The organism is Asaia astilbis JCM 15831, assembly GCF_000613845.1.
GTDB classification, from domain to species: domain Bacteria; phylum Pseudomonadota; class Alphaproteobacteria; order Acetobacterales; family Acetobacteraceae; genus Asaia; species Asaia astilbis.
Map to the genome: position 1 here is coordinate 1 of NZ_BAJT01000023.1, position 18,696 is coordinate 18,696.

The window sequence follows — 18,696 nt, forward strand, 5'->3', positions numbered from 1 at the left end:
GGACGGCAATCGGTAGCAATGGCACATTGTCTCTCGGAAATGGCGGCACGAGCGGACGTGTGAGCGACAGCTCCGCGATCGCCAATAACGGGACTCTCAATGTCGACCGTAGTGACACGATCAGCCTGGGCTCCTCGATTTCGGGCTCTGGTGCGCTCAATCAGATTGGAACCGGCACGACGGTTCTGACGGGGACGAATAGTTATACGGGTGCGACCACAGTTTCGTCAGGCGTGCTTCAGGTCAATGGAAACCAGAGCGCGGCGACGGGCACCACGACGGTGCAATCTGGTGCGCAACTTGGCGGTTCTGGCACGATCGGTGGTGACGTCTTCGTTCTCGACAATGCGACGCTTTCCCCGGGGGCAGGCTCCGGTTCGGTTGGCACTTTGTCGATCAACGGCAATCTCAATCTCGCCGAAAACTCGATCCAGAACTGGGATCTGGGCCAGGCTTATGCTGCTGGTGGGCAGTATAATGACCTTGTCGAGGTCAAAGGTGACATCACGTTTGGTGGCACTCTGAATGTTTCGGCCCTTCCAGCTGCACCCAACGTCACACAAGCCGGTCCGACCCAGGGACTGGGGCGCGGTATTTACCGGATCTACACTTATGATGGTTCCCTGATTTCTCCAACCGCTCAACTGGGTACTGTCGAGACTGCTGACGGAACAACCCTGACGCTGCAGACATCCATCGAAAAAGAAATCAACCTTGTCGTGAGTGACGGGACATTGAACTACTGGGATGGTGGTGTTTCTGCCAACCATGTACTCAACAACGGCGTTATCAATGGCGGAGATGGTGTCTGGTCTGCACCCAACGGCGCAGGCGACAATAACTGGACGAACTCTTCCGGTACGGAAAATCAGCCATGGACGACTGGTCAGTTCGCCATTTTCCAGGGCGAAGCGGGCACGGTGACGGTCAGCAATATTGACGCGAATGGCAATCCGGCCAACGTCATCATCACGGGCATGCAGTTCGCTAACGATGACGGCGGCGTCTATAAGATCACAGGCGATGACCTCTACGCCAGAAACGGCACAGTCACGATCCGCGTCGGTGATGGGACGAATTCCGGATCCGACATAACTGCCGAGCTGAACACTGTTATCAAGCCAGCGGCAATTGATGCGTCGAACGCGCTTGAGAAGTCCGATGCCGGCACGTTGCTGATCACGAAAGATCAGGTTTACACGGGCGACACCACGATTAGTGGTGGCACGTTGCAGCTTGGCAACGGGGGTACGGAAGGTCGGATTGCGAGCAGCTCGGCCATTCATAACTATGGCCAGCTCGTAGTCGATCACAGTGACGCCGTCAGTCTGGACCAGGTTATTGATGGGACAGGCTCGCTGACTCAGGCGGGTACGGGCACCACCACGCTGACGAACGACAATACCTATACGGGTGCCACGTCGATCACGAATGGGACCCTCGCCCTGAGCGGTAACGGAGCCATCGCTTCTTCGTCGGGTGTGCATAATAACAGCGTCTTCGATGTCTCGAATACGAGTTCCTCGACCCCGTCGATTCAATCACTGGATGGTAACGGTCGCACGATACTGGGTAACCACAGCCTCGTTCTGACCAATGCCAATACAACATTCGGCAATAACTATTCAGGCGTGATGTCAGGGCTGGGTGGTCTGACGATCAATGGCGGGACACAGATCCTTTCGGGCGCCAATACGTTCACCGGCACCACGAATGTTGCCAGTGCGGGTGCACTGACCCTGACAGGGTCGATCGCCTCCGCTCTGGTTAATGCGGGCAAGACGGACGTCAAAGGCGGCAAGGTCAGCGGCAAGACAACGAATACCGGAACGCTGACCGCTGAAAACGGCACATTTGCCTCGATTGAAAACGATGCTGGTGAGGCTGTGCTAACGAACAGCACGGCCGGCGCGGTGTCGAACGCTCAGGGCGCGTCCTTTACGGCAACCGGAGGTACGCTGGCCTCAGCGGACAACGACGGTACGATGACTCTGGATACTGACAATACTGTCAGTGGCGATGTCATCAATAACGGGGATCTTGCCCTCAACGCCAACACCATTGCCGGCGCGCTTGACGCGCAATCCGGCAACTTCACGGTGACGACGAGCAATTCGCGAGCAGGCTCACTCCGCGGTCCTGGCAATGGCACGTTGAACGGCGGACTGACGCTGACCAATGCAAGCGACACCTATTCGGGTGTCCTGTCAGGTGCGGGCGGATTGACCGTCACTGGCGGAAGGCAAACCCTCTCGGGCGCCAACACGTTTACAGGCGATACAAACGTTGCGAGTGCCGGGGCACTGACCCTGACTGGATCAATTGACTCCGCGTTGATCAATGCAGGCACAGCAGACATCAATGGCGGCACGGTCGCAGGCACCACGACCAATACAGGCACTCTGACTGCTGAAAACGGAACCTTTGCTGCCTTCAATAACAATGCAGGTCAGGCAACGCTGACTGACAGCACTGCCGGTGTCGTGACGAACGCGCAGAATGCGACGTTTACCGCGACCGGCGGCACACTCGCATCGGCGACAAATGCCGGTACGATGACGCTCGGGTCGGGCAATACCGTCAGCGGTGATGTCACCAATAATGGTGACCTGATGCTGGACGGCAGTATCATCAATGGTACGCTCTCCGCCCAATCGGGTCATTTCACGGCCAATAATGCTCGAGCGGGGTCGTTGACTGGTGCAGGTGGCGGTACGTTGAGTAACGGCCTGACCTTGACCGCAGCCTCGGGCTCGTATTCGGGTGTGCTCGATGGTGATGGCGGTCTGACGATCACTGGCGGTGAACAGAAGCTCACAGGTGAAAACACGTATACGGGTCAGACGGCGATCGGGAGTGGCGCGACGCTTGCTCTGGGCGATGGTGGCACGACCGGGCGAGTGGATTTTACGTCGGGTATTGTCAATGACGGTACGCTCAACGTCGATCATCGTGATACAATCAGCATTGTGGCACCGATTTCCGGGTCTGGTGTGCTCAATCAAAACGGGGCAGGAACCACGATCCTTACCGGTAGCAATAGCTACACGGGCGCTACCACGGTTTCTTCAGGTGTGCTGCAGGTCGATGGCGATCAGAGCGCTGCGACCGGCACGACAACGGTACAATCCGGTGCACAGCTGGGCGGTTCAGGGACGATCGGTGGTGATGTTTCCATCGGAAGTGGCGCAATTCTGTCGCCCGGTGGTGGGTCCGGCTCTCCCGGTACTCTGTCGATCAACGGAAACCTCAGCTTCGCTGCGAACTCTTCCCAGAATTGGGATCTTGGTCAGGCGTTTACCGAAGGTGGTCAGTATAACGACTTTGTGCAGGTCAAGGGTGACATGAATTTCGATGGCACCCTTAACGTGACGGGCATTGCTGAGGGTTCGAGCACTGTGCCGATCAGTTCGGGCAATGGCCTTGGTCGCGGTGTTTACCGGATTTACACTTATGGTGGCTCACTGCTCTCGTCCACAGCGCAACTGGGTAATGTCGAGACAGCAGCCGGAACCACTCTCGAAATCCAGACTGCGGTTAACAACCAGATCAATCTTGTCGTCAGTGATGGTTCACTGAATTACTGGGATGGTGGAACCACGGCCAATCATGTTTCGAACGGTAATTCCGGCAACGCACGAGTAGATGGTGGCGACGGCGTATGGACTCCGTTCAATGGGACGGGTGTGAGCAACTGGACGAACTCGGATGGATCTCCCAATCTCCCGTGGTCGGCCGATCAGTTCGCTATTTTCCAAGGTCAGGCAGGCACTGTCACTGTTAGTAATCAGAATGCTGATGGATCGGCAGTCAACGTGACCTTCAGTGGTATGCAGTTCGCCAATAACGATGGAAAAGAATACAAGATAACAGGTGACGACCTCTATGCCTCAACGAGCACGACCACGATCCGTGTTGGTGATGGTACGGACGTAGGAGCTTCGATTACGGCTGAGCTGAACACCGTCATCAATGGTAGCAACGTTGCCGGTGGAACGGCTCTCGAGAAAACCGATGCCGGCACGTTGGTAATCACGAAGGACCAGACCTATACCGGCGACACCACGATTGGCGGCGGTACACTTCAGCTCGGCAACGGAGGCACGGAAGGTCGTATTGCGAACAGTGCAGCGATCCACAATGACGGCAGGCTGGTGGTTAACCACAGCGATGCCGTCAACCTCGCTCAGGTCATCGACGGTACGGGATCGTTGACCCAGGCCGGTACAGGCGTAACGACTCTGACAGCTGATAACAGCTACACCGGCGTTACGGCGATTGACGCAGGGACCCTCGCTCTGGACGGAGCAGGCTCGATTGCTTCGTCTGACGGTGTGCACAATAATGGGACCTTCGATGTTGCGAACACGACATCGTCGACACCGACAATCCGGGCACTCGATGGCAGTGGCAACACGATTTTGGGTAACAACACCCTGATCCTGACCAATGCCAATCAGACATTCGGAAATGACTACTCCGGTGTGATGTCGGGCCAGGGCGGTCTGACGATCAACGGCGGCACGCAAATCCTGTCGGGTGCCAACACTTATACGGGTGACACAAACGTCGCGAGCAATGCGGGCCTGACACTGACGGGCTCGATTGCATCAGCGCTGAACAATGCGGGCACGACGGACGTCAACGGCGGCTCTGTTGGCGGTAAGACGACCAACACCGATACATTGACCGCCGAGAATGCGACTCTTGGTGATATCGAGAACGACGCGGGTCAGGCGACATTGGCAGCCAGCACGGCCGGTGCGGTGACAAACGCACAAAACGCACTCTTCTCTGCAACCGGAGGAACGCTCGCATCGGCAAACAACGCCGGAACAATGACACTCGGCCGAGGCAATGTCGTCAGCGGTGATGTTATCAATAACGGTGACCTTACCCTGAGCGGGAACACGATCAACGGGACCCTGTTTGCTCAGTCAGGCACGTTCACGGTCACGCCGGTGGCGACACCGGTAGCAAGACTGGCGCGTTTTGCTGTCAGAGCCGCTGTTCCGGCGAGCTCGGCGAGTGGCTCACAGGCTGGCTCGCTGAGTGGCTCCAGCGACGGTACGCTCAATGCGGGGCTGACGCTGACCAATGCCAGTGACACCTACTCGGGCTCCCTGTCAGGTCCTGGAGGACTGACGATTAATGGAGGCACACAGACTCTTTCCGGAGCGAACAACTATTCGGGCGACACCAGCGTTGCGAGCGGCGCGGGGCTGATCCTTCCGGGTTCCATCCGATCTGCGCTGAACAATGCAGGCACGACGGATGTGAATGGCGGCGAAGTGGGGGGTACGACCACAAACTCCGGCACGCTGACGGCTAAAAACGGAGCTCTGTCGGATGTCGACAACAGCGCCGGTCAAACAACGCTGACCAACACGACCGCTGGTGCAGTGTCGAATGCGGAAGGTGCGACATTCTCTGCGACCGGAGGCACGCTCGCGTCTGCGACAAACGCCGGAACAATGACGCTCGGGATGGACAACACCGTGACCGGCGACCTCATCAATACGGGTGACCTCACATTGGACGGGAATACCGTCGACGGCACGTTCTACGCCAATGCCGGAAACTTCACGGTGACCGCCAATGATGCGACCGTCGGGGCTCTTGGTGGAAATCAAAGTGGCACAACTATCGGAAGGTTGAGGCTTGCCAACGCCGTAGGCACTTATAGCGGCGTTCTTTCAGGTGATGGCGGGCTTGCGGTGAATGGCGGTACGCAGACCCTGACAGGTGAAAACACCTATACGGGCCTGACCTCGATCGGCAATGGTGGGACCCTGTTCCTGGGTAATGGTGGCACAAGCGGCCGTGTGAGCAACACGTCAGCTTTTGTCAACGATGGTACGTTGAGTGTGAACCATAGCGACACGGTCGGTATCGGTCAGACGATCTCCGGCTCAGGCGTCTTCAATCAGATCGGCACCGGACGGACGATCCTGTCGGGTAATAACACCTACACAGGTGACACCACTGTCTCGTCGGGTGTGCTGCAGATTGATGGTGATCAAACCGGGGCCACGGGTGCGACAACGGTGCAATCTGGTGCGCAACTAAGTGGATCGGGCAGAATTGGCGGCGATGTTTTTATTGCTGACAATGCGATCCTTTCCCCCGGTGCAGGTTCTGGTTCGGCCGGGACCCTGGCTGTCAATGGCAACCTGACGGAAGCTCCTAACTCCATTCAGAATTGGGATCTTGGTCAAGCTTTTACCGAAGGCGGTCAGTACAACGATCTTGTTCGGGTCAAGGGAGACATGACATTTGCCGGCACGCTGAACGTCGCCGCCGTTGCCGATGGTACGGATACTTTCCCGATCTCGGCAGGTTATGGCGTCGGCCGTGGTGTCTATCGTATCTACACCTATGATGGCTCCTTGCTGTCCTCTACAGCGCAGCTGGGTGACGTCGAGACGGCAGCCGGCACAACTCTTGAGATCCAGACCGCAGTCAACAATCAGATCAACCTCATCGTCAGCGATGGCACGCTCAATTACTGGGATGGTGGAAACACGGCCAACCACGGAGCGGATGGGTCTTCAGGCGATAATCAGGTCAATGGCGGCGATGGTCTTTGGACCGCAGCCAACGGGTCGGGTCAAAGCAACTGGACCAACTCTGACGGGTCCCCGAATGTGCCCTGGACAGCAGGTCAGTTCGCTATCTTCGAAGGCAAGGCTGGCACGGTCACGGTCAGCAATCTGGACACGAATGGCAACGCGTCCAATGTCGTGATTTCCGGTATGCAGTTTGCGAATAATGACGGGGGAATCTACCGGATCACGGGTGATGATCTTTACGCAAACAATGGCACGGTCACGATCCGCGTCGGTGACGGTACCGATATCGGCGCCTCCATCACAGCCGATCTTGATACGGTGATCAGACCCGCGGCTATCGACGCGGTGAACGCACTCGACAAGGTTGATGCAGGAACTCTGATCATCACCAAGGACCAGGTGTACACGGGTGACACGACGATCAGTGGGGGTACGCTTCAGCTTGGTAACGGAGGAACAGAGGGTCGCATTGCAAGCAGTGCAGCCATCCATAACGAGGGCCAGCTGGTCGTAAACCACAGCGATGCTGTCAGTCTCGATCAGGTCATTGACGGCACCGGCTCACTGACCCAGGCGGGTACGGGCACCACAACGCTGACGAATGACAGCACCTATACCGGTGAGACAGTGATCGATAACGGAACACTCGCTCTTGCAGGGAACGGTGCGATCGCTTCTTCGGCAGGTGTGCATAACAACAGCATCTTCGATGTTTCGAACTCGGCATCGTTCACGCCTTCCATTCGGGCGCTGGATGGAAGTGGGAGCACAATACTGGGCAACAACACGCTGGTCCTGAGCAATGCCAATGCGGCTTTCGGTAATGTCTACTCAGGCATCATCTCTGGTGCTGGTGGGTTCGCCGTTGAGGGGGGCTCGCAGATTTTGACCGGTGAAAACACCTATACGGGCCTGACGACGATCGGCTCTGGGGGAGCTCTTTCCCTGGGTAATGGTGGGACAGGCGGGCGTTTGCTTGGTACGTTGCGCATCGCAAATAATGGGGTGCTCAACGTCAACCACAGCGACACGGTCAGCATCGCGCAGACCATCTCGGGTACAGGCTCTTTCAATCAGGTTGGTTCCGGCACGACGATCCTGTCTGGCAATAACAGCTATACGGGCCAGACCACTGTGTCCGAGGGCGTACTGCGTGTTGATGGTGACCAGAGCGCGGCAACAGGCCTCGTGACGGCACAATCAGGTGCACAGTTGAGTGGTTCGGGAACGATCGGTGGTGATGTGCTCATCGCTGATAATGCTGTCTTCTCTCCCGGAACGGGCTCGGGATCTGTCGGTACGCTTTCGATCAATGGCAACCTCAAGCTTGCTGATAACTCGATCCAGAATTGGGATCTCGGCCAAGCTTACGAAGAGGGCGGCCAATATAACGATCTCGTCCGGGTCAAGGGCGATCTGACCTTCAGTGGGACGTTGAACGTCTCGGGCATTGCCGAGGGGGGAAGCACTGTGCCGATCGATGCGGGCGCTGGCTTGGGTCGCGGTGTCTACCGGATTTATACTTATGATGGCGCGCTGCTGGGATCGTCTGCTAAACTGGGCAGCATCGACACAGCCCCGGGCACGACGCTTTCCCTTCAGACGGCCGTTGCCAATCAGGTCAACCTCGTGGTTGGCGATCGTTCGGTGCAGTTCTGGGATGGTGGGAATTCCGCAAATCACGGGGCTAACGGCGTCGCCGGTGACGGTGTCGTCAACGGTGGCGATGGCGTCTGGGCGAATGGAAATGCGGCAGGCGGCAATAACTGGACGGACGCGAATGGCTTCCCGAACGAGCCTGCCTCGGAAGGACAGTTTGCCATTTTCGAAGGACAGGCTGGCACCGTGACTGTCAGCAACAAGGATGCGGATGGTAACCCATCGAACGTCACGTTCAGTGGCATGCAGTTCGCAAACAATGACGGAGGAGTTTACAAGGTCACAGGTGACGATCTCTACGCAACGAACGGCGAGACCATCATCCGTGTTGGTGACGGTACGACGGATGGGGCGTCGATCACGGCGAACCTCGACACGATCATCAATGAGAGCAATGTCCCCGGCGGAACATCGCTCGACAAGACCGATGCAGGCACCCTGATCATCACCAAGGATCAGACCTATACCGGTGACACGACGATCAGCGGCGGAACCTTGCAGCTTGGCAATGGCGGGACCGAAGGGGCGATCTCCAACAGCTCCGCAATCCATAATAACGGCAAGCTGGTCGTTGATCACAGCGATAATGTGAGCCTCGATCAGGTTATTGACGGAAGAGGATCTTTGACCCAGTCCGGCACGGGCACGACGACCTTGTCGGGCAACAACACCTATACCGGTGGCACGACGATCAACAACGGCGGGCTGCAGGGGACGAGCACCAGCTTCGGCTCAGGCGGGATTGCTGTTGGCAGCGACGGCAACCTGATCATCGACGAAGAGAACACCAGCGTTTTCGGTAACGAGATTACCGGGAACGGCCAGGTGGCCAAGATCGGAAACGGGACGTCGAATATTGATCGCGACAACGAGGCGTTCGATGGTGTGGTGAATGTTCTCGATGGAACACTGGCCATCAACGGATCCATGTCTTCTGCGTCGTTCAATGCGCGTGACGGGGGCACAATTGCCGGAACCGGTATCATCGGAAGCACCACAATCGGGTCCGGCGGCGTTCTGTCTCCAGCAGGCAACGGTCCGATCGGTACTATGACGGTCAACGGGGATCTCGCCATGCAGCGAGGGTCTTTGCTGTCCATCGACGGGAGTGCGCTGTCGACCGGAACGAGCTTTACGGATAATGGCAAAAACTATGAGAAGCTTGTCAGTGACAGCGTCAAAGTACAGGGCGCAGTCAATCTCTCTGGCGGCACGGTTGCGTTCAATGTGCCGACTGGCTCCGTGCTGAGACCTTCTGAGGGATACGCGCTCATTCAGTCGACAGGGGGAATCAATGGCCGATTTGATGAGCTCTCAACGAATATCGGGAACAATTATCTCTTCCTGACGCCGTCACTCTCCTACGCCGGTAATGACGTGAACCTTCTCCTCAACCGCAATGCGACGAGTTTCTCGGCTGCCGGTGGTTCGCGCAACCAGTTCGCCTCAGGCCTGGCTATGGATAAGCTGTCGGTGAACGATCCCTTGTCGCAGGCTCTTGCGGGTCTCGACAGACAGGACGCGGGTCGGGCGCTCGATGCAGTTTCGGGCGAGATGCATGCATCGATCCGCTCTGCGATTATTGGGGATGCGTCTCAGGTTCGTGACGCGGTGAACGACAGACTGGATAGTGCAGACTGCGATAGCGGTAACACCAATGTGGGCATGCGCACTGCAGCAAGCGGCGGCGGCTCTCGCAAGGGGCAGTGCTACACGGATCGTCTGGTCTCCTGGACACAGGCTTACGGGAGCTTTGGCAAGAACTTCGGTAACGGCAACGCTGCGACCCTCGGTCACAGAAGCGCCGGGTTCTTGATGGGCGCGGATGCACCGGCCTTCGAGACAGCCCGTTTCGGTGCCGCGATCGGATACAGCAACTCGACCTATAATGTTGGTAGTGGGCGGGCGTCTTCCGGCCAGAGCAACAATGTGACGATTGGCACCTATGCGGGCAATCACTGGGGCAACGTTAATCTCCGCGTTGGCGCAAGCTATACCTGGAGCATGCTGAACACACGCCGCACGGTCGCTTTCAACGGTTATCAGGGATCGAAGCTGAGTGCTTCCTATCTCGCCGGAACGGCGCAGGCCTTTGGTGAAGTGGGATACAAGTTCAAAAACAGGAACTCGCAGATCGAGCCGTTTGCAGGTGTCTCCTACGTCAATCTGCAGACAGATGGCTTCCGCGAGCGCGGTGGTTCGGAAGCCCTGCGTGGCCAAGCCACGAACTCAGGTCTGACCTACTCGACATTCGGTATCCGGGCTTCAGCCAACTATCATGCGGGTCAATGCCTGATTACGCCGCGCCTCATGGTTGGATATCGTCATGCTTTTGGTGCGATCACCCCATCGGCCAAGATGAACTTTGCCAGCACGGGGGATTCCAATATGGATGTGGCAGGAGCGCCACTTGCCAGCGACGTTGCAGTCATCAATGCAGGTTTCAGCCTGAAGCTGACGAACCGGATCGATCTCGGCCTGTTCTACACGGGACAATATGGTGTCCAGGCAATCGACACGGGTGCGAAAGCGAATTTGAGCCTGAAATTCTGATGCTAGATCCTAACAAAGACAGAAAAGGGACCACGATGAGAAAAATGACCAAGGCGATGACCGTTCTCGCCATTGCTGGCGGGACTGTTCTGGGTGTCGCAGGGCATCAGCAGCTCAGCTTGGCAGCAGACGCCAAGCATGATCCTGCCGCCCTGAAGGCGGCAGCAGCGAAGCAGCTTCCGCAGAATTTTGCCTTGCAAAATGGTGTCTCATCTCTGGAAGAGACTTATCAGGACTGGAGAGCGGTCTGCCAGAAAGGCGGCGGCAATGGCGCACAATGTGCGATCGTCCAGCAGCAGGTTGATGAGAAATCTCATCAGAGAGTGCTGACGGTTCAGCTCACGCCAGAAAAAGACAAGACCTACGGCACCATCGTCATGCCCTTCGGTCTTGCGCTTGCCAAAGGCGTCGCGGTGATTGCCAACGGAAAAGAAGTCACCACGGCTCCGTTCAGCACCTGCGTTCCTGCGGGATGCCTTGTGCCAGTGTCTTTGACGCCTGTTCAGTTCAATGGTCTGACGGCTGCGACAAAGATCGAGATCAGAGCAACTGCACCAACCTCACAGACCATCAATTTTAACGTCTCCCCCAAGGGCCTGAAAGAGGCTTCTACCCGTATCATCGGTCTTAGAAAGACCTGATAAGCCTGTACTGTCGTTCCTGCCTGTCGCGAATAAGGCCGGTAGGAGCGAGGGGGGGGGGCTCTCTGTAAAAACAGGTTATCCAGCTCCTTTCGGCGAATGATTTCCGCAGAGCCGCTTTTTGGTGCGGCGAACAAAAAAATCTATCACCTTCGGACTAGCCGCGTGTGTGGTGAGATGCCGAAAGAACAATAATCATCGAGTTGTGCTTGACTAGGCTGCATATTCTGGTTGCGGCGGCAGCTTTGCGCGAGATTTCGCTCAGTCAAGGCAAATTCCAAGCCTCGTGATATGTGCATTTGATGCCTATGAGACGTTCAGAGCGTATGAACTGTCATGTCAAACCGGAATATTCATGCTCCCGCATCATTGATCCTGCGCATAAGCCAGTTGTGAACTCGTAATATTAGTATATATTTTTCGAGCGTAAATATAATGCCCAAACACCTAGGAAATTATCTTTCTTTTTGGAAACTATATAAATAATTTTTATATATTTGATTGTATGGTATTTGACAGCTTTAATTCCATAAAGAGGCTTTTGATAATTCCTCTGTGTTAGTTATTATTATCCAGTTGTGATTTTTTATGTGTATTATGCCCTCTCTTTCGAAGTCGCGAAACATTCTGCTCACAGTCTCCTGAGTGAGGCCCAGATTATTCGCTATATCAGTACGTGACATCGGTAACGTGATTTCGCGGGAGTCACGATCGTAATTTATCCCGGTCCACTTTCTTTCTAGCAAGAATAGAGCCAGTCGCTGTCTCGCTCGTGCTCTGGCGAGCAACGCGACGTGGTCATTCAAGCGTGCTATTCTCTGGCTCATTTTTTCCATGATGAAATTCCGCATAGGAATATAGTTTATCATAAGGCTTTTCATGAGCGGAGCGGGGACGATAAATAGATCTACGTCGGTAAGGCATCTGGCGGTAAACGTGTAGAAATCTAGCTCGACAAATCCGATAAAAGCGCCCGGACCGACGAAATCAAATATTACCTTATCGTCATGGCCCAGATGTCTTTCCAGAGATATGAAGCCAGAGACGATGGACAGTAATATTCTTCTATTCGACCCTTCGATCATGATTACGTCTCCGCAACGGTATTCGCATCGCGAAGAATTATCCATGAGGATTTCACAAACCTCATGGTGTATAAAATCATCTTCGACGGAGATAGGTATCTTATCGGGAAAATTTCCCATCTCAAACAATCTCCCTCGGCACTGTGGACAGAAATAACAGCTATATCATTGTCGCGATGTAATAGTGCCACTGCATTGGTGGCTCGCAAAGCACGTTCTACGTTTCATGTTTGTACGATGCCGAATATTCTAGAAATTATGAAAATTTCCTCGTCTAGAGGGCGATACTAAAGAGCTTCGCCGATAGTTGAGATTACATCAATCGAAAGGATAGCCGGTTCGATGCTAGCCTCCAATGCGATTGGAAGAAAAGCTTCTCCGTTAGTCCACCCTATCGTTGAGGGATGATTATGGTGCCAGCCAGGAAGATACTTATTTTCGAAATATTCTTGCATCGGCCGCATCATATTTTTTTCAAACAAAGTCATGCCTCCGACGAGGACCCCTAGCTTCCGGCGGTCATCGAGGAATGGTCCCACTAAGTCGCAAGGTCGTGCAGCAGCGGAGCAAAGCCAATATGCGCTGGAATTCGGAGGAAGCCTGAAAACATATCTCCCCTCCTGCGTCCGGATGGGATTTATACGCTGACCATGTTCGGAGCGCAAATGGATATCCGCGTCAAAGGAAGAGCTAAGGACAGCTCGTTTCGTGTCGAAGCCTAGGTCTCGAGAGCGAGTAGCCAATTCTTGGAAAAGAGGCTCGACGAATTCACGCGATGTATTGAGCGGTGCAGCAGCATGATCCGCCCAATTTTTCTGGAAGTTCGGCGCATCTGGCAGTTCCCGTGGGCTTTGATCGATAAGTGAGCGGTTGCCGGTATCGAGATGGCTTTCTGCGCAAGTGTTATTGACGATGAGGATCGAATGATCTTCCGTGGCGATGTGGTAGTAAGTGTACTCGTGTACCGTTCGATCATAGTCGATCGACCCACCATTCACGAGCATTCTAATGGGCGTCAGATGGCCATCGAACAGAAAGCAATGTTCCGGAGTGACGAGAAGATCGGCATCAGGGACAGATGTATCGAAGGCATTTGCGCGGATACGGATGGGATAACCCGAGTGATCATCCGGCAGTTCCGGGCGAACATGACACTGCTTCGAGCCGGCCCAGATCACAGGTTCAAAGACGCGTCCCGTCGGGCCATGAACCGCGACAATATCGCCAGGCACCACATCTTCGATAGGCTTCCGCCCATTTTGCATCGTCACTAGAGCGCCGGCAAGGAAGCAAATATTTGTATCGTCAGGCTTGATAAAGGGATTGAAATCAAATCCTGAAAGCGTTGTATGGAAATTGTAGCTTACATTATTGGCTTTATATATATCTTGAGTAACGTTAAATATGTTTTTTTGAACGCGGCTCACGGTTTTGTATTTATATGCAGATGCTTCTGTGCATATGAATATAACATTGTCGTTAGCGAGAAGGAGGAAAAATGAGTCCTTTACGGATGGGTTGGAAAAGAAACCTTTCACGGCTGTGTTGCCCCATGTGAGCATGCCGTTTTGCACGGTGAAGTGCACGTCATAGCCAGAGGCCGGTGGGTTCGTCGCCGTGTTTTTGACGTCGTAATCCCAGCGTCCAATTCTGGGAATGGCTGTATAGAGTCCTGATGCCCAGAGCCCTACGTAACAGTCTACAGGCACTCCTCTGATATAATTTGTCATATTTTCACCTGTCTTTGTAAGTTTATTAGAAACTTTTAGTATTTATGGCCTTCAACTAATTCAGAATAACTCTATTCATGACGTGTAATTTCCGACCTTGTTGTGAAAAGTATCTGACATTTCATAAAGGTTAATTCAATCGGCGAGTGTCCTGCCTGTTTCGGGGCAAGTCTGCGTTTAACGCCTGTAACGTGATATAGATCAATTTTACGAGAGTGTCCCGGGGTTTCGAAGTGCAGGAACGCAATGAACCGCCGCAACTCGTAAGGGTTGCGTAAGAGTTGTTTCCGAAAAACCCTCTTTCGACTTCCTGAAGTTTCGGTGCGCCTCATGGGCGCCTTGATCTATATCACGAGCGTAAAGTTAACCGATTTTTAAAATGAGGGCGCGGAACTGCCTGTCGTCTGCCTTTATGCTGGGGCAGACGCTCAGCGCTTGTGATGCAACACTATGACTGTGACGCCGATAACGGGTCCTGCAAAACAGAGGCGAGGTCGTCGAGTACGGTTTAGTCCTGATTGCTGGATAAAGTGGGGTCTAAGGTCAGAAACAAGAACTTGCGGATCGAGTTATTTGAAGGTGTCTCCTAAATCAATCCGCAGGCAGACGGTTTCCGTGAGCATGGTGGTGCGGAAGCATCGTGTGCCATTCTGGGAACACTGGTCTGTTCCATTCGATGTTCGGAATTAGGGTTTCTGACAACTACCAGGCGGGTCAGTGCCTGATGACGCTACGTCTCATGGTTGGGCATCGTCATGCTCTCGTTACGCTCATACCCACGCCAAGATGACATCTGCCCGCATAGATGATGCCAACATGGATGTGACGGAGGTGTGAAATGCCAGTGACGTTGCGATAAATGCCGACGGAGGGCAGACGACGACTGTTTGGTCAGCACGCGCGTCCGGAAAGGGGGAACGTTATCGGGGCAACTGCCCTAACTTCGGAGGCGGTCACTCCCACTGTCTCACTAAAAGGGCCTGGAAGAGGTTTTGCGCGTATTTCGAAGGACTGGACCAACTCATGTTCTTCGCTCTCACTAGCCAAACTCAGAAGGACGAGGAAGTGACAGAAGTACTGTTTGCAAAATGTGATGAGTATTATGCTAATGTTGTGGTGTTTTTTCGGGTCTTGCTGTGGGAGGGGCACATTCCGCTGCAAATATGATCCAATCGTCGCATGGAATCGTTTCATCGGAGATAAATGCGAGACAACCCTTAGATTATGTGGCTGGTTTGCATACTTCTGAGATCGAGGGCTGACGCGTAGTTCCACTAGGTATCGATCGCCTGTCGTGCTTTGTGAGCTGTCTTGTGAACGCGAGAAGCTGAGATTTTCACGCACTTTGGATGCGTGAAACCTCACGGTTTACTATCGACTTAGCTTTTCTCAAATTTCTTCCGATGCCGACTCAATTCATGAGATGCTCCGATAGAATTTTGGACCTTCGAAGAAACCCCATTCTCATATGTTGGGAACTTGACTGACATAAGGACAATAACACTCAAAGCGAGAGCGCTTAGCTCGCATTACTGCGGATGCTATCCGGTTTTGTGAAGATATAAAAAACTAAAATTTTCCAAGAATTATCGCATTGGTGAGAACGGAATATGTAACCTGCAAGAAGAGGTATGTATATCGTATTATAAACTTTCGAGATTTGCCATAAATATATCATCTTTGTGTGAATTTATTGGTATCGCCCATATTCGTGACACTGTAGAGCTTCTTGAAAAAATCGAAATTTTTCTCAGGAGATTGCTCTTTGGCGCGCGTAGCCCTGACACCTGATTTCTATAAAGGTTCAGATATTGCTTTAGGAATGGTCCTCGATGCTTGATCATTCCTAAAGAGATCGATCGCGACATCAATTGCTCGATGCTCTTCATGGCGGCTGATATCCCGGTAGAGAAGCTTAGGTCCGCCGGTAGGGAGTTTGAAGATGAAGTAAGCCATATTTTCTTCGCTGACGGAAGAGACGTTGTGTTCGACGAGGGGTAGAGAGAGGTCTTCTTGAAGTATAGTCTCGTGGATCTTAACTACAAATGTCCGCTCAAAGGACTGTTTTCGAGCACCGACAGTGATATTTTGGAGCAGGGGTTTTTGAGAACCCATATGTTGGTTCTTGGCGTACGAGAAACAACTGGATGTTCGATGATTTCATTCGGGGATCCGGAGGTGGATCTAGAGACAGTGCTCTGGGCTCTATTGGTGGTGGCAATCATTTCGTCGAAATCTAGGAGGTGTCTGAGGTCATGGATACGCGAACCGCGTATGCGTGGGGTATAAAGCCGGGCACGATCGGCATTATGATCCACTATGGCTCATTATTCGCTGGTGGAATGGCTGGTGATCATTACGTTGATCTCGCACGCAAACTCTACCCGACTAACCTGGAGCGCCCAAAGCACGATTTTTATCCGTTACCACTCAACGGCCAGCATGCTCATCATGCGCGTGCCTACATGAATGCACTGGGGCTGGCGAGCAACTTCGGTGTCATCAATCGTATGTGCATGCAGTATATGGCGCTTGGCGTGCTGAAAGACATTTTGGGCCAGGATTTCAACAGTCACCTGGTTTATGATCTTTCCCATAATATGCTTTTCGAAAATGAAGGTGACTACCTTCACAGAAAAGGCTCGTCTCCTGCGGGAAATACCGATTTCTTCCCCGATGGTCATCCTGTCATCGTTCCCGGGAGTATGGGGAGTAGTTCCTTTATTATGAAGGGGGGCAGTTTGTCAGAGGCGCTTAATTCCGCACCTCATGGAGCTGGGCGTCTTTTGTCTCGGGGAAAAGCAAGGGTGAGAGCGCAAGCAGAGACGCTAAGAGTGGTATCCAGAGTCGCCCCAGTCGGATTGCGTGCCGACATCAAGCGGGAGTTGGACAAAGAGCTTATGGAGGAGTCACCTGATTCTTACAAACCGGTTTTGCCAGCGTTTAATACGGTGCAGAACTCGGGAATGGCATCAGGGGTCGCGGAGATGAAGCCGATTCTGACGGTCAAAGGTTAGAATATGGCCAATACCAAAACCGGGACACGGGATGGGGTTCAGTCAGGCATGACCAAGACATCTATGGCCCGGCAATATCTCCTTATCTGGGCGTCATCGGCTTTTTCAGCTCTCCAAGTGATCGAAAAGACGAGAAACGTTCCTTCGTCAGGGGAATGCACAGCATGCCTTCATGGCTGTATGGAGTTACTCTACAGATTGTCCGGTTCTCGTGTTGAGCCCAATGGATCGCCTCAGGCCCTGCACGCTAGGAAACAGACGTGCAGGGCCGGTGATACGATTTTGCAGATAACAGGGGAATGCACGACGAGAAGCTCCTCGTGATCACTGGGGTTTTTTCAATATACTTCAATAACCGGCAGTGATTCTGAAATGTGAACGGCCGTTTTATGCGGTTGAGCGTGTGTGAAAGCTGACCGAAAATCTCTCTCTGTTTTTATGTATACGAAAATCCAGATGAGCACCGCGTAATGATTTCGCATTGAGTGAGTAGTCTTTTGTTCTTTGGGCCGTATCCATAACGCGTCAGTAGATGGGTGTCATATGTTATAGCACGTGCGTCTGTCGCCTCTTCCCTGAAGGTGACGTTTGCCAGAGATCAAGATCTTTACTCCCGTCTCTCGTGCACAATTGGTGTTTCGACGGATTTGCTTCGTTATAAAGTATATAATTATATTAGTATATGTTAAAATCATCAATTTCAGGTATAGTTTGTTAAAAACGAAACGTCAGTCTGGATTAGATGGCGTTTAAGCGTAATGACAAGCGCAACAAGAATGTTGCGGATGTATTTTTCATGAAAATGAGTGTTTTCCAAGCGTCTTTTTCTGCTCTGCTGGCTGCATTTTCGATGGTAGGGTCCCCAGTTAAGGCAGCTCCATCCCCCAAGTCGCCAGCGGTCACGCCAGCGACCGTGTCCGGATCCGTCGGTGATTGGACTTACCGGTGCATCTACCCGGCCGGATCTCTGCAGGCATCTCCCACTATCTGCACTGTAGAACAACGGCTGTATAAAGAAGACGCCGACAAGAAAGATGTTGCAATCGGCGGGGTCATCTTTGCGCGGGCGACGCCGGATCCTGTCAAGCAGCCGCTCTTCAGCCGTCCGTGGCGCCTCACACTCATGACGCCGCTTGGCTTGTCGCTGGTCAAGCCTGCGCGGCTGGTCTCGGATGCGAACGCACCGCTCTCATTGGCGTGGCAAAGCTGTGTCGCGACCGGTTGTCTCTCCGTTTTGGAATTAAATGAGCAGCAAGCTCGTGTCCTGCGTCATGGCAAACAGGGACACATGCAGATCAACAAGCTTCTCGATGGCGTCCTGACGATCAACTTCGCGCTCGACGGGCTCGATGGGGCTCTGACGACTGTCGAGCAGTTGATGACGCGCCCTTCATCCCACTGATTTCTCGCCAGTCGTTCCAGTTTCTGACCCAGGCCTG

At 53.6% G+C, this 18,696-nt stretch carries 7 protein-coding genes; 4 read left to right on the forward strand and 3 right to left on the reverse strand.

From position 1 onward, the window contains the following. Nucleotides 1-59: 59 nt before the first annotated feature. Nucleotides 60-10,784, forward strand: coding sequence for an autotransporter-associated beta strand repeat-containing protein (locus tag JCM15831_RS14100; protein WP_232228223.1), 10,725 nt, complete (start codon nt 60-62; stop codon nt 10,782-10,784). 44 nt (nt 10,785-10,828) lie between these two features. Then, entirely contained in the window at nt 10,829-11,425 is a 597-nt protein-coding gene (locus JCM15831_RS19420; RefSeq protein WP_198024351.1) for an invasion associated locus B family protein, read from the forward strand. A 521-nt stretch (nt 11,426-11,946) separates the two neighbouring features. Here JCM15831_RS19420 and JCM15831_RS24090 read toward each other — a convergent pair. From JCM15831_RS24090 to JCM15831_RS14125, 3 genes are all read right to left on the reverse strand, one after another. Then, a complete protein-coding gene (locus JCM15831_RS24090) occupies nt 11,947-12,630 on the reverse strand; it encodes a Crp/Fnr family transcriptional regulator (RefSeq protein ID WP_051528557.1) in 684 nt (227 codons plus the stop codon). A gap of 167 nt (nt 12,631-12,797) precedes the next feature. Beyond that, nucleotides 12,798-14,240, reverse strand: coding sequence for a Hint domain-containing protein (locus JCM15831_RS20620; protein ID WP_025824748.1), 1,443 nt, complete (start codon nt 14,238-14,240; stop codon nt 12,798-12,800). A gap of 1,794 nt (nt 14,241-16,034) precedes the next feature. After that, nucleotides 16,035-16,355: a hypothetical protein gene (locus tag JCM15831_RS14125; protein WP_025824749.1), complete on the reverse strand. Its 321-nt coding sequence runs from the start codon at nt 16,353-16,355 to the stop codon at nt 16,035-16,037. Between the two features lie 140 nt (nt 16,356-16,495). On the opposite strand from JCM15831_RS14125, the gene JCM15831_RS14130 reads away from it, so the two are divergent. Next, entirely contained in the window at nt 16,496-17,257 is a 762-nt protein-coding gene (locus tag JCM15831_RS14130) for an RNA-splicing ligase RtcB (protein WP_025824750.1), read from the forward strand. Nucleotides 17,258-18,170: 913 nt separating this feature from the next. Next, nucleotides 18,171-18,659, forward strand: a complete 489-nt coding sequence (locus JCM15831_RS14135; protein WP_198024352.1) for an invasion associated locus B family protein — start codon at nt 18,171-18,173, stop codon at nt 18,657-18,659. Nucleotides 18,660-18,696: the final 37 nt, after the last annotated feature.